Raw genomic sequence first — 20939 nt, forward strand, 5'->3', positions numbered from 1 at the left:
TCCTGATGGCACCACTGCAACAGTCGTGGCAGGCACAGACGGAACATGGTCAGTACCAAACCCGGGCAATCTGGTGGATGGCGATACGGTTACAGCAACAGCGACTGACCCTGCAGGCAATACTTCATTGCCAGGTACAGGCACAGTCTCTGCCGACATCACACCGCCGGTGGTTGCACTTGATGATGTGTTGACTAACGACAGCACACCAGCACTCACTGGTACAGTGAACGATCCGACAGCAACAGTGGTTGTGAACGTGGATGGTGTTGACTATCCGGCAGTGAACAATGGTGACGGCACCTGGACGCTTGCAGACAATACACTTCCTGCATTAACTGATGGTCCACACACCATTACCGTGACTGCAACAGATGCAGCAGGCAATGCAGGTACAGATACAGCAGTGGTGACGATTGATACCACCGCACCAAATGCACCTGTACTTGATCCAATCAATGCGACTGACCCGGTGAGCGGTACAGCAGAAGCGGGTTCTACAGTGACAGTCAGCTTCCCTGACGGTACCACTGCAACAGTGGTAGCAGGCACAGATGGCAGCTGGTCAGTACCAAACCCGGGCAACCTGGTGGATGGCGATACAGTGACTGCAACAGCAACTGACCCTGCAGGCAATATTTCATTGCCAGGTACAGGCACAGTCTCTGCAGACATCACACCGCCGGTGGTTGTACTTGATGATGTGTTGACTAACGACAGCACACCAGCACTCACTGGTACAGTGAACGATCCGACAGCAACAGTGGTTGTGAATGTGGATGGTGTTGACTATCCGGCAGTGAACAATGGTGACGGCACCTGGACGCTTGCAGACAATACACTTCCTGCGTTAACTGATGGTCCACACACCATTACCGTGACTGCAACAGATGCAGCAGGCAATACGGGTACAGATACAGCAGTGGTGACGATTGATACTAGCGTTCCAGTTGTATCTTTAGATGACTTAACTACTAATGACACGACTCCTGCTTTAACAGGGGTGATTAATGACCCAACAGCAACAGTAGTTGTGAATGTGGATGGCGTTGACTATCCAGCAGTGAATAACGGTGATGGTACTTGGACTCTTGCAGACAATACTTTGCCTGCATTAATAGATGGTCCTCATACTGTAACTGTAACTGCAACTGATCCAGCTGGAAATACTGCTACAGATACAGCTACGCTTACTATTGATACAGTACCTGCAGACCTGATCGGTGCGATCACGATTCCTGAAGACTTAAATGGCGACGGTATCTTGAATGCAGACGAGCTAGGCACAGACGGTACCTTCAATGCACAAGTGGCGTTGGGACCTGATGCAATCGACGGCACAGTAGTGAATGTGAACGGTACTAACTACACCGTGACAGCAGCTGACCTTGCAAACGGCTTCATCACTGCAGCGATTCCTGTAACAGGCGAAGGCCCTGTGACCATCCATGCAGAAGCAGTGGATGCACAAGGTAACCTTGATGTTGCAGATGCAGACGTCACTGTGACTGTAGATACCTTGCCTGCAGACCTGATCGGTGCGATCACGATTCCTGAAGACTTAAATGGCGACGGTATCTTGAATGCAGACGAGCTAGGCACAGACGGTACCTTCAATGCACAAGTGGCGTTGGGACCAGATGCAATCGACGGCACAGTGGTAAATGTTAACGGTACTAACTACACCGTGACAGCAGCTGACCTTGCAAACGGCTTCATCACCGCAGCGATTCCTGTAACAGGCGAAGGCCCTGTGACCATCCATGCAGAAGCAGTGGATGCACAAGGTAACCTTGATGTTGCAGATGCAGATATCACCGTGACTGTAGATACCTTGCCTGCAGACCTGATCGGTGCGATCACGATTCCTGAAGACTTAAATGGCGACGGTATCTTGAATGCAGACGAGCTAGGCACAGACGGTACCTTCAATGCACAAGTGGCGTTGGGACCTGATGCAATCGACGGCACAGTAGTGAATATCAACGGTACTAACTACACCGTGACAGCAGCTGACCTTGCAAACGGCTTCATCACTGCAACTCTGGATGCAACAGCAGCAGATCCTGTGACTGGTCAGATTGTGATTCATGCTGAGGCTGTAGATGCACAAGGTAACGTAGATGTTGCTGATGCAGACGTAACGGTAACTCTAGATGTTACTCCACCTGATATCACTACAACTGTGTTAGTAATTGACCCAGTTACTGCTGATAACATCTTGGATGCGACAGAAGCTGGTGGATCAGTGACCTTAACAGGTACATTGACCAACATCCCTACAGATGCAGTAACAACAGGTGTTGTGGTTACTGTAAATGGTGTTGACTATACAGCCACAGTTGATGCCGTAGCAGGTACTTGGACAGTTGATGTAGCTGGTAGTGGTCTTGCAGCAGATTCAGACTTAACTGTTGATGCTACTGCGACATTCACAGACCTCGCAGGAAACGCTAGTACACTTCAAGATACGCAAACTTATACTCTTGCAAGCTCTATCATTGCTTTCGATAACACTGATACAGCTGTACTTGCTCCTCAACCATTGCTTGTACAAGATGATGCAGCACTAGGAAGCAATACTTATCTAGCACTTGTATCACTTGCTGGACTTGATTTGCAGTTAGGATCAGAGTCAATCGGCTTTACAGTAGCTGCTGGTCAAGAAGGCAATGCGACCTTTACTTACAGCGCTTTAATTGGAGTAGATGCATTATCTGATTACTCTCTAGTAGTTCAGAAACTTGATCCAATAACAGGCCAATGGACTTCGGTCTATGGTGGTGGTGAGGCTGATATTCTTGATCTTACTTTACTAGGTTCAACTCCTGGTGTGGTTCTTGATGGTCTAGAAGAAGGACAATACCGTGCATTCATGACTTACAACGGTCTTCTAGGTATCGGTTTACTGGGTACCTTAACTGGCACAATGGATGTTTATGACACAACACAAGTAGGTGGATATTACACTGAAGTTGCTGATGGGAATGTGATTACTGATATCAATACCAGTGGTGAAACAGACGTTGTAACCGCTACGACTGTAGTTACAGCGGTAAATGGTCAGCCTGTTACAGCGGTAGATACTGTGATTAATGGGTTGTATGGTACGTTGGTAATCGATCCAGACGGTACATACACTTATACGCCTACTGCAAGTGCAGCAGGTGTAGGTCAAACAGATGTATTTGTCTACACATTAACTGATCCTGTAACTGGTGATACGGCTCAAGCAAACCTCAATATTCAATTGAGCTCTGTGAAAGCAGTGGATAATGTTGTAACTGCAGAGATCAACCCAGAACCGTTGCTAGTTGCAGATGATGTTGCTCTAGGTAGTTCAACTTACCTTGCAGCAGTATCGTTGGCTGGTCTGGACTTACAATTGCTTGGTAACGACGCAATTGAGTTTACTGTTGATCCAAACCGCGAAGGTACAGCAACGTTCACATTCGATGCGATCATCACAGCAGATTTACTTAGCGATTATGCGATTGTTGTTCAGAAATTTGATGAAGCAACAGGACAATGGGTATCAATTGGTGGTACTAACCCAGAAGCATCACTCATCGATCTAACGCTTGTCGGTGGAACACCAACAGCAGTTCTTGAAGGATTGGATGCTGGTCAGTACCGCGCATTCATCGGATATGAAGGCTTGCTAGGTGTAGGTTTGGGCGGAACATTAACTGGTACGATGGATGTCTACAATCCATACATCGTGGCTAGTTACTCTGTTGAGCCGATCTCTGGCAATGTCATCAAAGATGCGAGCCTCACTGGTGAAGTTGATGCAGCAAGCAGCAGTGCTGTGATCTCTCAAGTGAATGGTATTGCGGTTGATCCAGTTGCTGGTGCAACAATCACTGGTACATACGGTACATTGGTGATCGACCAAGATGGTAACTACACTTATACCCCAACTGTAGACGGAGCAAACCTAGGTCAGGTAGATCAATTTACCTACACCTTGCTTGATCCTGTAACGGGTAATACTTCTGAGGCAACACTTTACGTTCGTCTCGATAGTGACAGTGTAGATATGACTTGGAACGATGCAGATCCATCTCAACCAGCTGTAATTACTAGTCCGCTTCCAGTAGATGCGATGGATAACGTTGCTTCAGCTGAAATAGACATGGTTTATCCAGTAACGACTGAGGTACTTGATAACGCGATTAGCTACAACTGGTTACTCGGTGTCGGTGGTATCGTTATCGGTTCTAAAGAAGGTACAGCGACATTTACAGTTGATCCAGGTAATCTGACTGACGCGATTATTGCAGTGAACTTTGGTTCGGTTGCTACGGTTGTCGACGGTTTACATGTGGTATTAACACGAGTAAATCCAGATGGCACTCGTACTGTAGTTGCAGATAGTTCTGATACTGGTGTAATTGACTTGTTAGGTATCTTTGGTTCTGAAGTTCAATTCAAGATTGATAACTTAAGTGCCGGTACTTACGAGTTGTTCATGGAAAGCAACACATTACTTACAGCTCTAGGTAGTGTTACTGCGGATATCACGTTGAATCATGGTGATATCACTCAACCACCTGTACTGGTTGTTGACCCTGTAACTGGTAATGTACTCGCTGATGATAACTCTGCGGTTTACGGTACAAACTATGTGCCGGACTACATTACAACAACTTCAGTAGTAACTGCTGTTACAGCTGAAAATGGTAATACAACTACAGTTGTAGCGGGTACTCCAGCAACGGTTGTAGGCGTATATGGAACTCTGACTATTAATGCAGATGGTACTTATAGTTATCAGGCAACTGCGGATATGGCGAATGTAGGTAAAGTTGATAGCTTTACTTACACAGTGACAGATCCTGTAACTGGTAGAACTGATACCGCTACATTACATGTTCAAGTTGGTTCGCCAGATGTTGATGTCACTTGGAATACAGCAGATCCTTCGGCAGATGCTACGCTTCCAACACCATCTGTAACAGCTGATACAGATGATGCGACAATCAGTATGGAACCAGTGGTAGATCCTGCCGCTTCAGTGGCGAGTGGTGACTTACAATTTGCTCAGATTGGTACTGTTCCAATTGTTGGTACTCCGATCTACGGTACTACGGGTACAGTCACTTCTAGCCAATTTGTAATTGGTGCGAACACTGTTAGTGATGTTCATATACAGTTGAACTACACTGCATCATTAAGCTTATCGGCATTACCAACTGTAGCTTATAAGATTCAGCAGTTTGTAGGCGGTGTATGGGTAGATACGGTTTATTCAGGTTCAGCGACGGCTTTAGCTGGCGTGTTGGGTGCTCCAGCCTACTCGACAGATGTGCCACATCTGTCTGCAGGTACGTACCAAATCGTATTCAACATTAGTGCTCTAGTTGCTATTGGCCAAGTTACTTTAGATACAGTAATTACAACCACAGCGACTCATCTAGACCAATACACACCAGATGGTCAAACAGACTGGATTACTGGTAACGTCCTTACTAATGATGTCGTAGAAGGTACTCAGCTCTATGTAATGAACTCAACAACTGGTACTTATGAACTAGCTGCTGGTCAAGGAGTGAATACAGGTGAAGGTACGTTGTATCTATACAATGATGGTTCTTACTTCTACAAACCATTAGACAGCGCTGCAAATGCGACAGTTGATGTGATTGATTACAAGTTAGTTTCGGTGATTGATGGTAGTGAATACACTTCTTCATTGACGATTAACTTGAGTCAAGAGTTGAATAGCCTTGCAGTGAGTACTGCGGCAAATGATACATTTGCTCTTGGTAACGGCTCTGATACCTTGATCTACAACACATTAACGGCTGCAAGCGTAACTAACGCAACTGGTGGTAATACAACAGCAGGTGGTGTAGATGTATGGACTGACTTCCACGTAGGTAATACTGCAACGGATGATCAGGCTGATAAGATTGACTTAAGTAACTTGTTAATTGGTTCTCAAACTAACTTAACAATCGGTCAATATGTGTCAGTAAGCTACGATGCTGGTACTCAAACTGCGACAATCAGCGTAGACCGTGATGGTGGATTACTTGTAGAAGGTACTTACACTGAAACACCATTGCTTCAATTGACTAACCTTACTGGTCCAGTCACATTGAATGACTTGATCAACAATGGTCAAATCATTTTCTAATCTGACAATCGAGTTATAGAAAAAAAGAGCCTTCGGGCTCTTTTTTTATGTTTAAACAATACGTTAACTTAGCTTTTTACATGTTCATGCTATGATGGATTGAAAAATTTATAGAACAACAAACAACGGATAGGGACTGATTTCGAGTGAAAGCATTTTTAAACTTCCAAAGACAACTGAACCTTTGGTTAGAACATATCGCTCCACATGTTTCAGATCATCAGAAAGAAACGATTTTATTTATATCTTATGGGCCTAAAGACCAAAGATGTAACGTATGGCATAGTGAAAAAACAAGCTTTTCACAAGCAAAAATACAATTATTAGCTTTCATTAATGACCAGTTTGCACATGAGTCACTTGTTGATTATATAAAAATTGATGTTGCATATAATTTAACGAAACAAGCTTGGAAAGTAGTAGAGCAGCAAGTCCATCATCAATTTCACAATAACCACTACCGTAAAGGTATTGGGTTTGATGAACAATGTTCAGTGGCTTTTCTGGAGCAAGAGATTTATGGAAAGGCAATTATTCGAGGTTTGAGCTATGACAAACCCAACTTTTTTGATGAAACAAACCTAAATTATGCAATTAAGCAAAAATATAACGCCACTAAACCACAGATTAAACTACAAGAGCTACAAGACATTTGGACTTTTAATACCTACGCAGCATTTTATGAAAATGGGCAATTCATTAATTTAGCGAGCGGTTATGATGCGAATGGTATTAGGGCGATTTCGAGCAATAAGAAACAGCATTTTCAGTCGTTAATTGAAAAAAATTCGGCATTTTTGCATGATCAAATTCAAGAAAATGGCAAATTTATCTATGGCTATTTTTCTGCCTATGATCGAGATATTCGTAACTACAATACGGTACGCCACTGTACCTCGGTGTATGCGTTGCTGGAAACATTTGAAGTGCAGAGTAAACCAGAATATTGGCCCAAGATACATGCTGCTATCCAATATGCGCTGACCAACTTTTATAAAGAAAAAGACTCTGAAATCAGCTTTATGATTGATGGTAAAGAAGGGGAGTTTGAAATTAAATTAGGTGCCAATGCGGCTGCTATTTTAATGTTAACTAAATATCAAGAAATTACCCAAAAAAATGATTATCAAAAATATGCAGAAAAACTAGCAAATGGTATTTTAAAATTAATAGATTCAAATGGCTCAACGACTCATGTATTAAATTATCCAGATTATGATTTAAAAGAAAAATTCAGAATTATTTATTATGATGGTGAAGCTGCTTTAGCTTTATTAAGGTTATATCAAATCAACCAAGATTCTAGGTTATTAGAAACTGTTAAATTAATATTTGAATATTTTATTGAAAAGAGATATGAAAAATATCATGACCATTGGTTAAGTTATTGTACCAATGAGCTCACTAAAATATGCCCTGAAGATAAATATTTTATTTTTGGTTTAAATAATTATTTAAAACATTTTATTTTTATTCGTAATCGAAAAACGACTTATGCGACTTTACTAGAAATGTTAATGGCTGCTTATAAAATGGTAAGCCGCTTAAAAGAGCAGGGACGTACAGCACTTTTTGAGCAGGCGTATATGCCTGAGCTTCAAAAATTAATTGAATTTAGAGCTGATTTTCAAACGACAGGATTTTTTTATCCGGAAATGGCTATGTATATGGCGCGACCAGATAAAATTTTACATGCATTTTATATTCGTCATGATCGTTTTCGAGTACGTATCGATGACCAAGAGCATAACTTATCGGGTTATATCGCTTACGTTAAAGATTACAAGGGATATGAACCATGAAGTATCAACCCGTTGAGATCAAGCTATTAGCACATATCGACACTACAAGTTTCGATGAAGCTTTATGGCAATTCGAATTTGACGATGATATTTCAACACTACTTCTAATCGACTACGCATTAGAACAATTTCAGCAAAAAAATGTACAAGCTCAAGATGTCTATGTTGTGCCACAAAATATGAGTAAGCACATTGGACAACAAAACTTAGGTTTAAAAACATCAGAAAGTTATACATTTACCGAGTTATTGCAGTTCTTAATTTTTACTCAAGCAGCAGATGTAAAAGATGCTTTAAGTAAGATGCTCTGTGGTACAAATGAGCAAGCATCTTTAATTTTCTCTAAAAGAGCCGCTACCTATAACTTAACTTTAAAAAATGAAGCTACCCAAAATCAACTAAAGCATTTGTTTTTATTGATCAGAAAAATTTATAGCTATCCCAGTGATATAAAAGAACTATTCTTTATAAAGGAGCTGAATTTTCAAGGAAAGTCTTATCTCCCTCAGACACCATTAATGGGACAGCATGTAGTAGAGGTCTTATATCTTATAAATTCTTTTAGAAAAATTTATCTGACGTTCTTTGAAGAAAACCAAACGATAGGTTTCTTTTCTTTTTTAGATGATATTCGTCGTGCTGAGCACTTGATTCCTTATTATCACTGTTTTCAAGCACAGACTGTAAGACCTAAAGTTTGCTCAGCTCCAAGTGGCATTATTAACATTCTAGGCGATACCTACTTTGGGGAAATCTACACTGAAAAACGTAAGGCTAGAGGGCAAATAGATGCTCTGCAACAGTATGGATATGACTATTCTTTTAAAAAAATAAAAGCTTTTTTAGGTGAACATGACTTAAATATTGCTAACTTTGAAGCGGTATTTTCCTTAGAAAACCAATCTCCTTTAGGTCATAAAAAGCCTTTTATTCTTAAAGCTGATGCTGAACAAACATTAGCAGCATTCAAAAATATTCACCTTAATCATGTGGTGTTAGCAAATAACCATCTAAAAGACTATGGGGATCATGGAGTGGTCTATACATTACAACAGTTGGATCAGGCTAACATTTCTTATATCGGGGCAGGTGTAAACCAAAAAGATGCTCATAACTACTTTCAACTCTCTTTTGAAAATAAGCGTTATGCTATTTTTAACGGATACTGGCACAGAGACACTGCCTATCTCGATTATGATTTTTATGCTTTAGGTCATAAGAGTGGGGTCGCGTGTTTAAATGGTGTTTTGCTTGAACAAATAGGTCGCTATAGGCTGACTCATCCTGAACATAAAATTATTGTTATTTGCCATTGGGGTGTCGACTTCAAGCCTATTACAAAAGAGCAGAATAAGCTTGCTACGATTCTAACCCAAGCTGGCGCTGACTTGATCATTGGTCATGGTGCTCATACTATTCAACCTGTCCAGATCGTCAACCAAAAGCCAGTCGTGTTTGGTATTGGCAATGCTGTGTTTAATAGCAATGGTGAATATGAAAAACACAATGCTTTACCATTTGGTTGTATAGCAAGGTTAGATTTGTCAAAAGACTTACTTCGTCTTTATCCAATTTACACCAATAATTTGAAAACATTTTGGCAGCCGTATCCAGTCAATGCTGAAGATTTCTTAAAAGCTAGTACTTACATGACATCTTCATTGGCCCCTGAAAATTACATCGCTACCCAAGATAACTTAGGAGCATATATTGAAATTAAATTTTAGGGATATTGTTTGTATGTCGATAAAATAGTTTGAAGTTGTACTGGCGTAAATCCTAAATTTCTTAAGCCACCACTGCCTAATTTACATTCGGCGCTTGCCATGATGTTGGTTGGAGTACGTTTTGTAGCTTTTGGCGCACAAACATGTTTTAGACCAAACACATGTCCCATTTCATGCACGCTACCAGCCTGAATATTATAATTGAGGCGGTTCCAGTCTAATAAAATAAAGGGTTTGCCATTATTACGAAAAGCTCTACTTGTTACATCTTCAAATTTCCATTTCGTTGAGTAGGCATCATAAATAAAAACAATCACTTCTTTACTTGCAGTTCGTTTCGGAAAACACGTATTTACACTGGCAGGAATGGTTTCAATAGTAATTGGGTAGGGCTGATTAATCTGTTGTTTTAAATCACAATGTAATTTTGAAAAATCTTCATAAGGAATATAACGATGTAATTTAAATTTAAAAATTTTATTATTTTTATCATCTACATAGTATTTATTTAATATTTTAATTTCCTTACGCATCTGTTGATAATTATCAAACTTTGTAGATTCTGGAGAGTTGGTTGTAAAAACAAAAGTGACTGGAATAATAGGACGGCCATCTGTAGAGACTTTAGGTGTTTCTCCTAAAGGAAGAGGAGGGCGTGTAGTACAAGAAACGCATAGTAAAGTGCCAGTAATCACCAGTAATGTTTTTTTCATGCAGATTTCCCTCAAGCCCACCTTGGATTGCATTTAGTTTTATTCAAAATTTTTTATATGATATGAATGATGTCAATTTTTATGGAGTCCACTTTGACAACTCAGTATGAACTACATCGGCAAATTTTAGAAGTCATTGCTTTGATTCCTTACGGAAAAGTTGCAACCTATGGACAAGTGGCTCGTATGGCAGGATTACCAAAACATGCGAGATTAGTGGGCTATGTTTTGAAAAATCTTGAAGCTGATCATCAAGTTCCTTGGTATCGTGTGATTAATTCTCAAGGCAAAATTAGCCTAAGTAAGTTTAATGAAAAAGGTGAAAATATTCAGCAATTAAAATTGGAAGCTGAAGGTGTCTATTTGTTAAATGGTAAAGTTGACTTAAAGCAGTTTGCTTGGCAGCCTTAATATTTATGTTAGAGAGTAAATACACATGCAAAAGAATAATAAATGGTGTAGTGGAGCAATATTACTTTTAAGTTTGATGGCACAGGTGAGTTATGCTGAAAAGGATATTTCAACTCAACCTTTTGCAAATATAAAGGCTCTCAGCAAGACATAGATTTGATATGCAAGCAACTGAGACAGAAATGCAGTGGTGAAGCTATCCTGTGGAAGGGAAAAAATACGCAAGATTCGATTTATTACCTAATAGATGAAAGTCCACAAATTGTTCAGGTTAAGAAGCAAAATAATCAATATAAAGTAGTTGATCAATGGGACTTTAAAGATTATCAACATAATAATAAAGAGCCTCATACCGATGATTTGGCACCAGATGGATTACAGATCTTTCCAGCTTTATATCCATTAAATAAAAATGAGTTTGCAATCGCAGTAGTTAATAGATGGTTTACGGGTTACTCAGGAGGAGGGCGTTTTGAAGAAAATGCCGACTTTATTAAGCTTAAACCTCATGGGAAGTATCAAGTTGCACTAAAAGATATTGCTTTTTCTTCACGAGAAATGATTCGAGCATGTTTTTCAGAACAAGATTATAAAAAATCGCCCCATTGTCATGATGAGGCATGGATGATACTAAACATTCAATTTAAAGATGTGGGACAACCATATTATTTATGGCAATTAAATTATAAAAATTATTCTTGGGAAGCTTTCAAAAGTAAAAAAACGATAACGGTTGAGCAATCGCGTGAAGAGGTTATGCCTTTTAAGAAATAGAAGCCTATCTTGCTCACTTTAGCCAGACAGGCGTCTCACTTTAGCGAACAATTAACACAGGAATATGGCTTTCCCCTAAAACTTTTTGTGCAACACTTCCCAACACGAGTTTTCGGACCCCTGTGCGGCCATGGGAACCCATGACAATCAGATCTGCATTTAAGTCTTGAGCAGCTTGAATGATTTCCTCGTGTACAACAAAGCCTTCCAACAGTTTGGTTTCAACAGTAATGCCTTCATTGGCAAATTCTTGTTTTGCTTTTTCTAAAATGTCGAGCAAATAAGTTCTTGTACGTTCAATCAACTCATTAGTTTGGCCAGTTTTTACGTAGACATCAGCAATAAATGGGTCAAGTGCCATCACTTGTACAACTGTAATTTTACTATTTAACGCTTTTCCCAGCTTAATGGCCTCTTTCATGGCGACCATAGAAGTTTCAGAACCGTCAATTGGTACCAGAATATGTTGATATAACATGAGTATTTTCCTTATTGTAATGATGCTTATTTATTAATACTTTATACTTATTTTTTGACGATTTAAATTCAAGCACGTAATCATTTGTGTTTTTATAACAACAAATTTTGTAGGTAAATTCTTATAAATTGCGCAAATTTTCTATATGTGTAGATAAAGCATCAATATCATCAGTTTGAAGATATTCACGTATTTTCAAAATTTGCTTCTCATCTAAATCATAAAGTTTTAAAGCAAGTAGTTTGTCGATTTGTTCTTGAGGAAAGCGATATTTAATAATTTTCGCAGGCACTCCACCTACAATTGCATAGGGAGGAACATCTTTAGTTACTACGGCTCCAGTGGCGACCACTGCGCCTTCACCTAGTTTGACACCTTGCATAATCATTGCACGGCTACCAATCCAGCAGCCATCAGCAATAATAGTATCACCAGCCGCCAAAAAACTACGAGTATCAAAAGGAAAAGTTGAAATCCAGTCGGGTCTATGAAGCTGATTGCCACCCATCATGATCACGCACTCAGCACCAAAACAAACAAAATTACCAATATAAAGTTGATCAATTGGCTTGTCTGGAGTAGAGAGCTTGTCATGTAAATAACGTACTACACAACGCTCAAAGCCTTGATCCCAATAGGCCGAATAGTAAGAATAATTTCCTTTAATATGGATATTGGGATTTTTCACAGTTTTGGAAATAAACTCAAATTCGCACCAATGACGAACAGGGGAGCCAATTAACTTTTCAGCCATAAGGGAAATATAAAAAGAGAATACGCCATTATACCGAATTGCGATTCAAGCTGAACCCATAATCTCAGCCCAGCCAGTGAATCGAATGTTAAAGCGCGTGCTAATTTGAACTAATTATTATGAGGAATACGTGCAATAACTTTAATCTCAAAATCAAAGCCTGCTAACCAAGTTACGCCCACAGCGGTCCAATTAGGATAAGGCTTTTGTGTAAAGATCTGATTTTTAACTTTCATAATGCTTTCAAACTGCCGTTCTGGATTGGTATGAAAGGTGGTGACATCAATAATATCATCGAAAGTACAACCAGCTGCTTTCAGTGTCTCTGCTAAGTTCTTAAAAGCTTGGATCACCTGTTTTTCAAAATCAGGTACAGGTGAGCCATCTTCAAGGCTACCAACCTGTCCTGAAACAAAGAGTAAATCTTTCGATTGAATTGCGGCTGAATAACCATGCTGTTCATATAAGGCATGGCGGTCTTTAGGAAATATTGCAGTTCTCATCAGGTTTGTTCTCCTTCAGTATTTAAATACCAATCAGTAAATGTCGCTCAGGTTTCACATACGCCTCGTATGTAAACATAATTGACATACGAGGCGTATGTCAATTAAAATTTTTTGTGATGATTAGCTGGTGAAATACATGTCTGTTCGTGAACAAAAGATGGCGGAAACCCGCAAGAAACTGATTGAAGTAGCACGTCGTGCATTTGCTGAATATGGCTATACAGATACTTCAATGGATAAACTCACGGCAGCAGCAGGGTTGACCCGTGGGGCGCTGTACCATCATTTTGGTGACAAGCGTGGTTTATTTGCTGCAGTGGTCGATCAAATTGATTCACAAATGGCAGAATATGCCCAGCAGCATTTAGAGCAGCCTGATGATCTTTGGGAAGGATTGCTACTTGAAGGGCAGACCTATATTCAAAATGCTTTAAATCCTGAGTTTCAGCGTATTGTGTTACGTGATGGACCTGCAGTGCTGGGCGATCCAGCGCATTGGCCAAGTCAAAATAGATGTCTGCAGTCTACCCGTGAGTGTGTTGAACAGCTATTGACAGCAGAACAAATTAAAATTGTAGACCCAGAAGCGGCAGCAGTGCTTTTAAATGGGGCTGCCATGAACGCTGCATTATGGGTGGCTTCTAGTGAATATCCTGAACAGGTACTTCCTGAAGCATTAAATGCTTTTAAAATCTTTGCATCAGGCTTTTTAAAAGATGCCTAGTGAATTTTTTTAATATTTGTCTGAAATATAAAAAACCCCTCAATTGAGGGGTTTTATAGTTTAAGTATATCTATTTATAAATTAAAGATATTCTACACTTACGATTTCATATTCCACTTCGCCTTGAGGAGTAACGATTTTTACTTCATCACCTTCACTCTTGCTCAAAAGGCCACGTGCGATTGGTGAGTTCACTGAGATTTTATTGATTTTAAAATCAGCTTCATCATCACCAACAATTTTATAAGTCTTGCGTTCTTCAGTATCAAGGTTTTCAATCGTTACCGTAACACCGAATACAACACGACCGTTTTGTTCTAAGTCCTTAACATCGATGACTTGTGAAGCACCCAATTTTCCTTCGATATCTTGGATGCGTCCTTCACAGAAACCTTGCTGTTCACGAGCAGCATGGTATTCTGCATTTTCTTTTAAGTCCCCATGTTCACGTGCTTCAGCAATTGCTTGAGTAATACGTGGACGTTCAACAGATTTCAGATGTTGTAATTCTTTCTCTAAGGCGATTTTACCTTCAGGGGTCATTGGATAACGTTGCATTTCGGTCCCTCTTAAGTTGAGAAAACACAGTTAAAAAAATGAAAAAATCCCGCCACCGATAAGGTGACGGGACTTATCGGTAAAAAAATTAACCTACAGTTAAATCTTGCAAGCGGTATACATCCATTGGCAATTTCACAGCAAAGGCTTGGCAAACAGCTTCTGCGCCATTGATGGTCGTTGTGTAATACACTTTGCCTTGTAGGGCAGCACGACGAATCATTGCAGAGTCATATTGAGCCTGTTTACCTTCAGTGGTATTGACAATAAGGTGTATTTCACCATTTTTCAAGCGGTCAACAATATGTGGACGACCTTCAGTAACTTTATTTACAGATTCGCATTCTAAACCTGCTTCTTTAAGCACTTGGTAAGTACCACCTGTTGCAACAAGCTTGAAGCCATATTCAACTAATTTCTTAGCGATATCAGCGATGTATTTCTTGTCAGATTCACGTACTGATAAGAAAGCATGTTTTACTTCGCCTTCAGTTGGTAAACCAGGTAAACGTTCATTTGAGCCTAAAACAGCTTTATAGAATGCTTCACCAAATGTTTTACCTACGCCCATCACTTCACCTGTAGATTTCATCTCAGGTCCAAGCATAGGGTCTACGCCTTGGAATTTAGCGAATGGGAAAACGGCTTCCTTCACAGCAAAGTGAGTTGGAATGATTTCTTTAGTAAACCCTTGAGACTCAAGAGATTGACCTGCCATACAACGCGCAGCAACTTTCGCTAAAGAATCACCAATACACTTCGATACGAATGGAACTGTACGTGAAGCACGTGGGTTAACTTCTAGAACGTAAATATCGTCACCTTTTACAGCGAACTGAACGTTCATCAAGCCAACAACGCCAAGTTCTTTTGCCATCGCAATCGTTTGACGACGCATTTCATCCTGAATTTCTTTAGATAAAGAATAAGGAGGAATCGAACATGCAGAGTCACCTGAGTGAATACCTGCTTGTTCAATATGCTGCATGATACCGCCGATCACAACGTCTTTACCGTCAGATACACAGTCAACATCAACTTCAGTTGCGTCATCTAGGAAACGGTCAAGAAGAACAGGGGCTTCATTAGATGCTTGAACTGCTTCACGAAGGTAACGTTTAAGTTCTTCTTCGTTATATACGATTTCCATTGCACGACCACCTAATACATAAGATGGGCGAACAACAAGCGGATAACCTACTTTTGCAGCTTCAGAGATACCTTCTTCAGCAGATTTTACAATGCTGTTGTTTGGTTGACGAAGCTGTAAACGTTGAATCATTTGTTGGAAACGTTCACGGTCTTCAGCACGGTCAATCGCATCTGGTGATGTACCGATAATTGGAGTGCCTGCTTCTTCTAAAGCACGTGCCAATTTAAGCGGAGTTTGACCACCGTACTGTACGATTACGCCTTTAGGCTTCTCTGTACGTACGATTTCAAGTACATCTTCAAGTGTTACAGGCTCGAAGTATAGACGGTCAGATGTGTCATAGTCGGTAGAAACAGTTTCAGGGTTACAGTTCACCATGATTGTTTCGTAACCGTCTTCACGCATAGCTAATGCAGCGTGTACACAGCAGTAGTCAAATTCGATACCTTGACCAATACGGTTTGGACCACCACCAATGACCATGATCTTGTCACGGTTTGATGGATTTGCTTCACATTCTTCATCGTAAGTTGAATACATGTATGCAGTACCAGATTCAAACTCTGCTGCACATGTATCAACGCGTTTGTAAACTGGATAAACACCCAAGTTCCAACGTTGTTTACGGAATTGCTTTTGTGAAATGCCCATGAGGTGAGCAATACGAAGGTCAGATAAACCTTTACGCTTGAATGAACGGATGTTGTCAGCGTTTAAGTCACCAAAACCTAAAGTTTTCACTTGAGCTTCAGTTTTAACGATGTCTTGAATTTGGATAAGGAACCAGCGGTCAATCTTAGTCGCTTCAAAAACTTCATCTAAAGAGAAACCATGACGGAAAGCGTCCGCTACGTACCAGATACGCTCAGGACCCGGAACTTTAAGTTCTTTTAGAATAATTTCTTTTGCATTTGTTGCTCCAGCTTCGATTTTTTCATCAAAACCGCTTACACCAACTTCAAGGCCACGTAATGCTTTTTGTACAGATTCTTGGAAGTTACGGCCAATTGCCATCACTTCACCAACAGATTTCATCTGAGTGGTAAGAACTGGTTCAGCTTGTGGGAATTTCTCGAAGTTAAAACGAGGAATCTTCGTTACAACATAGTCAATTGATGGTTCAAAGCTTGCAGGAGTCACGCCACCAGTGATGTCATTTTTTAATTCATCAAGGGTATAACCAACAGCAAGTTTTGCTGCGATTTTAGCAATCGGGAACCCTGTTGCTTTAGATGCAAGTGCAGATGAACGAGATACACGAGGGTTCATTTCGATAACAACCATACGGCCGTCTTTCGGGTTAATACCGAATTGAACGTTAGAACCGCCTGTCTCAACACCAATTTCACGAAGAACTGCAACCGAAGCGTTACGCATCAATTGGTATTCTTTGTCAGTTAATGTCTGAGCTGGTGCTACAGTGATTGAGTCACCAGTGTGTACGCCCATTGGGTCGAAGTTTTCGATCGCACATACGATAATACAGTTGTCATTTTTGTCACGAACAACTTCCATTTCGTACTCTTTCCAACCAATTAAAGATTCATCGATCAATAACTGGTGAGTAGGAGAGAGATCAAAACCACGTTCACAAATCTCAAGGAATTCTTCACGGTTATATGCAATACCGCCACCCGAACCACCCATTGTGAATGATGGACGGATAATTACTGGGAAACCAAAGCGTGACTGGATTTCTAAAGCTTCTTCCATTGTTTCAGCAATGGCAGCTTTTGGACATTCCAAGCCAATTTTACGCATAGCGATATCGAAGAGTTTACGATCTTCGGCTTTCTCAATTGCGTCTTTAGTTGCACCAATTAATTCAACATTATATTTCTCAAGAACGCCGTGCTCATCAAGTGCAAGAGCACAGTTCAACGCAGTTTGGCCACCCATAGTTGGCAATACTGCATCTGGACGTTCTTTTTCAATAATCTGTGCAACTGTTTGCCAAGTAATTGGCTCAATATAAGTTGCATCAGCCATTGAAGGGTCTGTCATAATGGTTGCTGGGTTAGAGTTAACCAAAATAACACGGTAGCCTTCTTCACGAAGTGCTTTACACGCTTGAGCACCTGAGTAGTCAAACTCACATGCCTGACCAATCACAATCGGGCCAGCACCAATAATTAAGATGCTTTTAATATCCGTACGTTTAGGCATTATTCGCTCCTTAATTACTGTTTAGATGCTTCGATAAGTTCGATGAAATGATCGAACAATGGGGCACAATCATGTGGACCTGGGCTTGCTTCAGGGTGACCTTGGAAGCTGAAAGCTGGTTTGTCTGTACGGTGAATCCCTTGTAAGGTGCCATCGAACAATGATTTATGCGTTGCTTTTAAGTTAGCCGGTAAAGTTTCAGCATCTACAGCGAAACCATGGTTTTGTGAAGTAATCATCACTGTACCATCTTCAAGATTTTGTACAGGGTGGTTAGCACCGTGGTGACCATGATTCATTTTTACAGTTTTTGCACCAGAAGCGAGTGCCAAGATTTGGTGGCCTAAGCAAATACCAAATACAGGTAATGTTGTGGTTTCAACAATAGTTTTTACAGCTTCGATTGCATAATCACAAGCAGCTGGATCGCCAGGGCCATTTGAAAGGAATACGCCATCCGGATTAAGTGCCAATACTTTTTCAGCCGGAGTTTCTGCAGGTACAACGGTTAATTTGCAACCGCGGTCTGCAAGCATACGCAAGATGTTGGTTTTGACACCGTAATCGTATGCAACTACATGATATTTTAATTCAGGTTGAGAGAAGCCTTGGCCTAGAGTCCATGAACCTTCAGACCATTCAAAACCAGTTGGATCACAACATTCTTTTGCAAGGTCTAAACCGTTTAAGCCACCAAAAGCACGAGCTTTGGCAATTGCTTCTTCTTCAGTAATATTTTCGCCAGCAAGGATGCAACCATTTTGTGCACCTTTGTCACGCAAAATACGTGTTAATTTACGTGTATCAATATCCGCGATTGCAACAACATTGTGTTCTTGCAAATATTCACTCAAAGACTGCTCAGCACGGAAGTTACTGTGTAGTAGAGGAAGGTCACGAATAATTAAACCATTCGCCCATACTTTATGGATACGACCAGATTCAACGTCTTCTGCGTTGCAGCCAGTGTTTCCGATATGAGGGTAAGTTAATGTCACAATTTGTTGTGCATAACTTGGGTCAGTCAAAATTTCTTGATAGCCTGTCATGGCTGTGTTAAAAACGACTTCTCCAGTCGTACTTCCCGTTGCGCCGATTGACGTTCCTTTAAAGATCGTTCCATCTGCGAGGGCTAAAATGGCGGGGGTGCTCAAACCAAAGCTCCTGAATTTCGGCTGTAAAAAAGCGAGTAGACCCAAAAAAGATAGGCGATGTTGTGATAAAACATGCCCCTCCCTATCGGTCTGCTCGCTTGTAACTTAACAGCGCATTATACGCATGGAACCTCAAAAAGTCTATTTATTTTCTGCTAAAAAACATAATTCATTGCTTGATTTTTACAAAAAAATTATCCGCTCATCCGAATCAGTTACTTTTGATAAATTGTCTAACAATTTGCTGGCTGAATTTTTAGAACTGGATTTATTGTATTACTAGTTAAAAAATAAACAATATGAGGAAATAGCATGAGTAATGATCAAGTTTCAAAAGATGTGAGCGAGAAAGCTCAAGCAGTAGTTGATTCGGTAAAAGCTGAGGTGAATGAAGTGAAAGAAACCGTAGCTGCTACTACAACTAAAGCGAAAAGAACAGTAACTGCTAAAACTGCGCAAGTAAAAGAAAGTGTTGCCGAGAAAACTGAGCAGATTAAAGAAGTTGCTACAGAAGCGAAAACTCAGGTGAAAGAAGCTATCACTGAAACTCAAGAGCAGGTCAAAGAAGTTTTAAGTGAAACTCAAGAAAAAATTGAAGCTGAAACTCATGAGTTAAACAAGAATATTCAGAATCAATTTGTTCAAATTAAACAAGATATTCTACAACGTCTTGATGTGATTAAAGCTCAGTTTAGCACTTCACAAGAAGGACTATCTGAACTTAAAAATGCTTTGAAAGCAGAAATTAATGCACTTATCGAAGATTTGACTAAAGTCAGTAAAGAACTTAAAGGTGATATTAGCCAGATTTCTTTGAAGCACAAAGATTCTTTAAGTGAAAGTATTAAGCGTACTAAAAATAATGCAGTTGAAGCCTGGAATAAAGCACGAGATAACTAATCATCTTAGCTTTTAGCTAGCTATAAAAAAAGCGAGAATTAATTTCTCGCTTTTTTACTTTTAAAACTGATGTAACCAGTCACGCTTATTATGGAAATCTGCACTTTTTCCACTATGCTGCATTGCATAGTACTGCATACCTTCTTTGGTTTTTAAAACTGCAGTTAAACCTAAATAAAGGTTTGCCCATTTCAAGCGATGCTGTTGCATAAATTGTCCCAAATCAAGACTAACATTTAAGCCATAATGAGTACGCTTGAGATGGTTCAGTTCAATATCGTAAGCAGCAAGGGGAGGCATACTTTCTGGATAGCGATATTCTTCAAACTGATAAGACTGCCATGCTTGAGAAGGGGAAAGGTTAATTTCCCGATAATAATCTTCATCATGCACGCCAACAAAAATTTCGAAACAAGTTTCTTCCCACAAAAAATCCTGACGAGGATGAGCCGCGACTTCTTGGGGCCAGACAATGAGTTGATTTGGATCACGAATCCAAAAACCGACATTTAATGTGTGCGGTGCTTGCTGTTCAATTGCGCCAACAACAGAAACAGCATGAAAACGATCAAAAGCTGAAAGTTCGTAACTTGCCATAGTTTGTCAAATCAAATTAGTTTGCTAAATGAGCGTGGCGAACAAGATTAGACAAATGCTGGTTTTGCTTAGCTGCTTTTTTGTAAAGTAAAACAATTTTACCAATCTTTTGCACAGCTTCTGCGCCAGTCGCTTCTACAATTGCATCAATCACAGCAGTACGTGCTTCACGGTCTTCACCAGCAACTTTAACTTTAATAAGTTCGTGGTCGTTTAAAGCACGAAGAGTTTCTTCGATAACAGCATCTGTTAAGCCTTGTCCACCAATCATGACAACCGGATTAAGCACATGACCAATTTGACGTAAACGTTTACGTTCATGGATAGATAAAGCGGCCATTAAAAATACCTGATTTTAAAAACGACTTAGTATAGCA

At 40.1% G+C, this 20939-nt stretch carries 15 protein-coding genes and 2 pseudogenes; 8 read left to right on the forward strand and 9 right to left on the reverse strand.

The features are described from left to right. Positions 1-13: 13 nt before the first annotated feature. From J580_RS0104245 to J580_RS12280, 3 genes and pseudogenes are all read left to right on the forward strand, one after another. Positions 14-6145, forward strand: a pseudogene (locus J580_RS0104245) (BapA/Bap/LapF family large adhesin); the annotation flags it as partial. Positions 6146-6291: 146 nt separating this feature from the next. Next, the gene (locus J580_RS12275) at positions 6292-7947 is read left to right on the forward strand and encodes a poly alpha-glucosyltransferase (protein ID WP_032004357.1); all 1656 of its coding nucleotides are present in this window, start codon (positions 6292-6294) and stop codon (positions 7945-7947) included. Then, positions 7944-9674, forward strand: coding sequence for a CapA family protein (locus J580_RS12280; protein WP_032004358.1), 1731 nt, complete (start codon positions 7944-7946; stop codon positions 9672-9674). The genes J580_RS12275 and J580_RS12280 overlap by 4 nt, the downstream gene beginning before the upstream one ends. On the opposite strand, the gene J580_RS12285 is transcribed toward J580_RS12280, so the two are convergent. Further along, on the reverse strand, positions 9671-10387 hold the full coding sequence (locus J580_RS12285) for a metalloprotease (RefSeq protein ID WP_032004359.1): 717 nt from the start codon (positions 10385-10387) through the stop codon (positions 9671-9673). The two genes, J580_RS12280 and J580_RS12285, sit on opposite strands and share 4 nt — an antisense overlap. An 81-nt stretch (positions 10388-10468) precedes the next feature. On the opposite strand from J580_RS12285, the gene J580_RS12290 reads away from it, so the two are divergent. Both J580_RS12290 and J580_RS12295 read left to right on the forward strand, forming a co-directional pair. Beyond that, on the forward strand, positions 10469-10798 hold the full coding sequence (locus tag J580_RS12290; protein WP_081403663.1) for an MGMT family protein: 330 nt from the start codon (positions 10469-10471) through the stop codon (positions 10796-10798). A 25-nt stretch (positions 10799-10823) separates the two neighbouring features. Next, positions 10824-11572 (forward strand): annotated as a pseudogene (locus J580_RS12295) (hypothetical protein). Positions 11573-11612: 40 nt separating this feature from the next. Here J580_RS12295 and J580_RS12300 read toward each other — a convergent pair. The 3 genes from J580_RS12300 to J580_RS12310 all read right to left on the reverse strand — a co-directional run bounded on the left by J580_RS12300 (position 11613) and on the right by J580_RS12310 (position 13307). Further along, positions 11613-12050 (reverse strand): universal stress protein, encoded by a 438-nt coding sequence (locus tag J580_RS12300; protein WP_004790445.1) that lies wholly within the window; start codon positions 12048-12050, stop codon positions 11613-11615. 121 nt (positions 12051-12171) lie between these two features. Continuing rightward, the gene (locus tag J580_RS12305) at positions 12172-12804 is read right to left on the reverse strand and encodes a CatB-related O-acetyltransferase (protein WP_032004363.1); all 633 of its coding nucleotides are present in this window, start codon (positions 12802-12804) and stop codon (positions 12172-12174) included. Between the two features lie 110 nt (positions 12805-12914). Then, entirely contained in the window at positions 12915-13307 is a 393-nt protein-coding gene (locus J580_RS12310; RefSeq protein WP_081403639.1) for a RidA family protein, read from the reverse strand. Between the two features lie 139 nt (positions 13308-13446). On the opposite strand from J580_RS12310, the gene J580_RS12315 reads away from it, so the two are divergent. Continuing rightward, positions 13447-14034 carry a TetR/AcrR family transcriptional regulator gene (locus tag J580_RS12315; protein ID WP_032004366.1) on the forward strand — a complete coding sequence of 196 codons (588 nt, stop codon included), beginning with the start codon at positions 13447-13449 and terminating at the stop codon, positions 14032-14034. Between the two features lie 81 nt (positions 14035-14115). On the opposite strand, the gene greA is transcribed toward J580_RS12315, so the two are convergent. The 3 genes from greA to carA form a co-directional block, all read right to left on the reverse strand. Then, positions 14116-14592 (reverse strand): transcription elongation factor GreA, encoded by a 477-nt coding sequence (greA, locus tag J580_RS12320; protein WP_002115570.1) that lies wholly within the window; start codon positions 14590-14592, stop codon positions 14116-14118. An 88-nt stretch (positions 14593-14680) separates the two neighbouring features. Next, positions 14681-17911: a carbamoyl-phosphate synthase large subunit gene (gene carB, locus J580_RS12325; RefSeq protein ID WP_005067595.1), complete on the reverse strand. Its 3231-nt coding sequence runs from the start codon at positions 17909-17911 to the stop codon at positions 14681-14683. A gap of 14 nt (positions 17912-17925) precedes the next feature. After that, complete coding sequence (carA, locus tag J580_RS12330; RefSeq protein WP_005067597.1) at positions 17926-19065, reverse strand: glutamine-hydrolyzing carbamoyl-phosphate synthase small subunit; 1140 nt, start codon at positions 19063-19065, stop codon at positions 17926-17928. A gap of 124 nt (positions 19066-19189) precedes the next feature. Here carA and J580_RS23140 point away from each other — a divergent pair, with 124 nt between their 5' ends. Both J580_RS23140 and J580_RS12335 read left to right on the forward strand, forming a co-directional pair. After that, positions 19190-19348, forward strand: a complete 159-nt coding sequence (locus tag J580_RS23140; protein WP_081403640.1) for a hypothetical protein — start codon at positions 19190-19192, stop codon at positions 19346-19348. A gap of 29 nt (positions 19349-19377) precedes the next feature. Then, on the forward strand, positions 19378-19965 hold the full coding sequence (locus J580_RS12335; RefSeq protein ID WP_005072962.1) for a hypothetical protein: 588 nt from the start codon (positions 19378-19380) through the stop codon (positions 19963-19965). A 60-nt stretch (positions 19966-20025) separates the two neighbouring features. Here the strand turns inward: J580_RS12335 and J580_RS12340 are convergent, their stop codons facing one another. Beyond that, positions 20026-20562, reverse strand: a complete 537-nt coding sequence (locus J580_RS12340) for a DOMON-like domain-containing protein (RefSeq protein WP_002115550.1) — start codon at positions 20560-20562, stop codon at positions 20026-20028. Positions 20563-20578: 16 nt separating this feature from the next. Continuing rightward, positions 20579-20902, reverse strand: a complete 324-nt coding sequence (gene yhbY / locus J580_RS12345; RefSeq protein ID WP_002115576.1) for a ribosome assembly RNA-binding protein YhbY — start codon at positions 20900-20902, stop codon at positions 20579-20581. Positions 20903-20939: the final 37 nt, after the last annotated feature.

Origin of the sequence: Acinetobacter sp. 1542444 (assembly GCF_000581835.1) — a bacterium.
GTDB classification, from domain to species: domain Bacteria; phylum Pseudomonadota; class Gammaproteobacteria; order Pseudomonadales; family Moraxellaceae; genus Acinetobacter; species Acinetobacter pittii.

What these genes read in the sequence shown, in the direction of transcription:
- yhbY (WP_002115576.1), bottom strand. Translation starts at nt 20,902, where the DNA reads ATGGCCGCTTTATCTATCCATGAACGTAAACGTTTACGTCAAATTGGT.
- J580_RS12285 (WP_032004359.1), bottom strand. Translation starts at nt 10,387, where the DNA reads ATGAAAAAAACATTACTGGTGATTACTGGCACTTTACTATGCGTTTCT.
- J580_RS12305 (WP_032004363.1), bottom strand. Translation starts at nt 12,804, where the DNA reads ATGGCTGAAAAGTTAATTGGCTCCCCTGTTCGTCATTGGTGCGAATTT.
- J580_RS12290 (WP_081403663.1), top strand. Translation starts at nt 10,469, where the DNA reads ATGGAGTCCACTTTGACAACTCAGTATGAACTACATCGGCAAATTTTA.
- greA (WP_002115570.1), bottom strand. Translation starts at nt 14,592, where the DNA reads ATGCAACGTTATCCAATGACCCCTGAAGGTAAAATCGCCTTAGAGAAA.
- J580_RS12315 (WP_032004366.1), top strand. Translation starts at nt 13,447, where the DNA reads ATGTCTGTTCGTGAACAAAAGATGGCGGAAACCCGCAAGAAACTGATT.
- J580_RS12335 (WP_005072962.1), top strand. Translation starts at nt 19,378, where the DNA reads ATGAGTAATGATCAAGTTTCAAAAGATGTGAGCGAGAAAGCTCAAGCA.
- J580_RS12300 (WP_004790445.1), bottom strand. Translation starts at nt 12,050, where the DNA reads ATGTTATATCAACATATTCTGGTACCAATTGACGGTTCTGAAACTTCT.
- J580_RS23140 (WP_081403640.1), top strand. Translation starts at nt 19,190, where the DNA reads ATGGAACCTCAAAAAGTCTATTTATTTTCTGCTAAAAAACATAATTCA.
- J580_RS12280 (WP_032004358.1), top strand. Translation starts at nt 7,944, where the DNA reads ATGAAGTATCAACCCGTTGAGATCAAGCTATTAGCACATATCGACACT.
- J580_RS12310 (WP_081403639.1), bottom strand. Translation starts at nt 13,307, where the DNA reads ATGAGAACTGCAATATTTCCTAAAGACCGCCATGCCTTATATGAACAG.
- J580_RS12340 (WP_002115550.1), bottom strand. Translation starts at nt 20,562, where the DNA reads ATGGCAAGTTACGAACTTTCAGCTTTTGATCGTTTTCATGCTGTTTCT.
- carB (WP_005067595.1), bottom strand. Translation starts at nt 17,911, where the DNA reads ATGCCTAAACGTACGGATATTAAAAGCATCTTAATTATTGGTGCTGGC.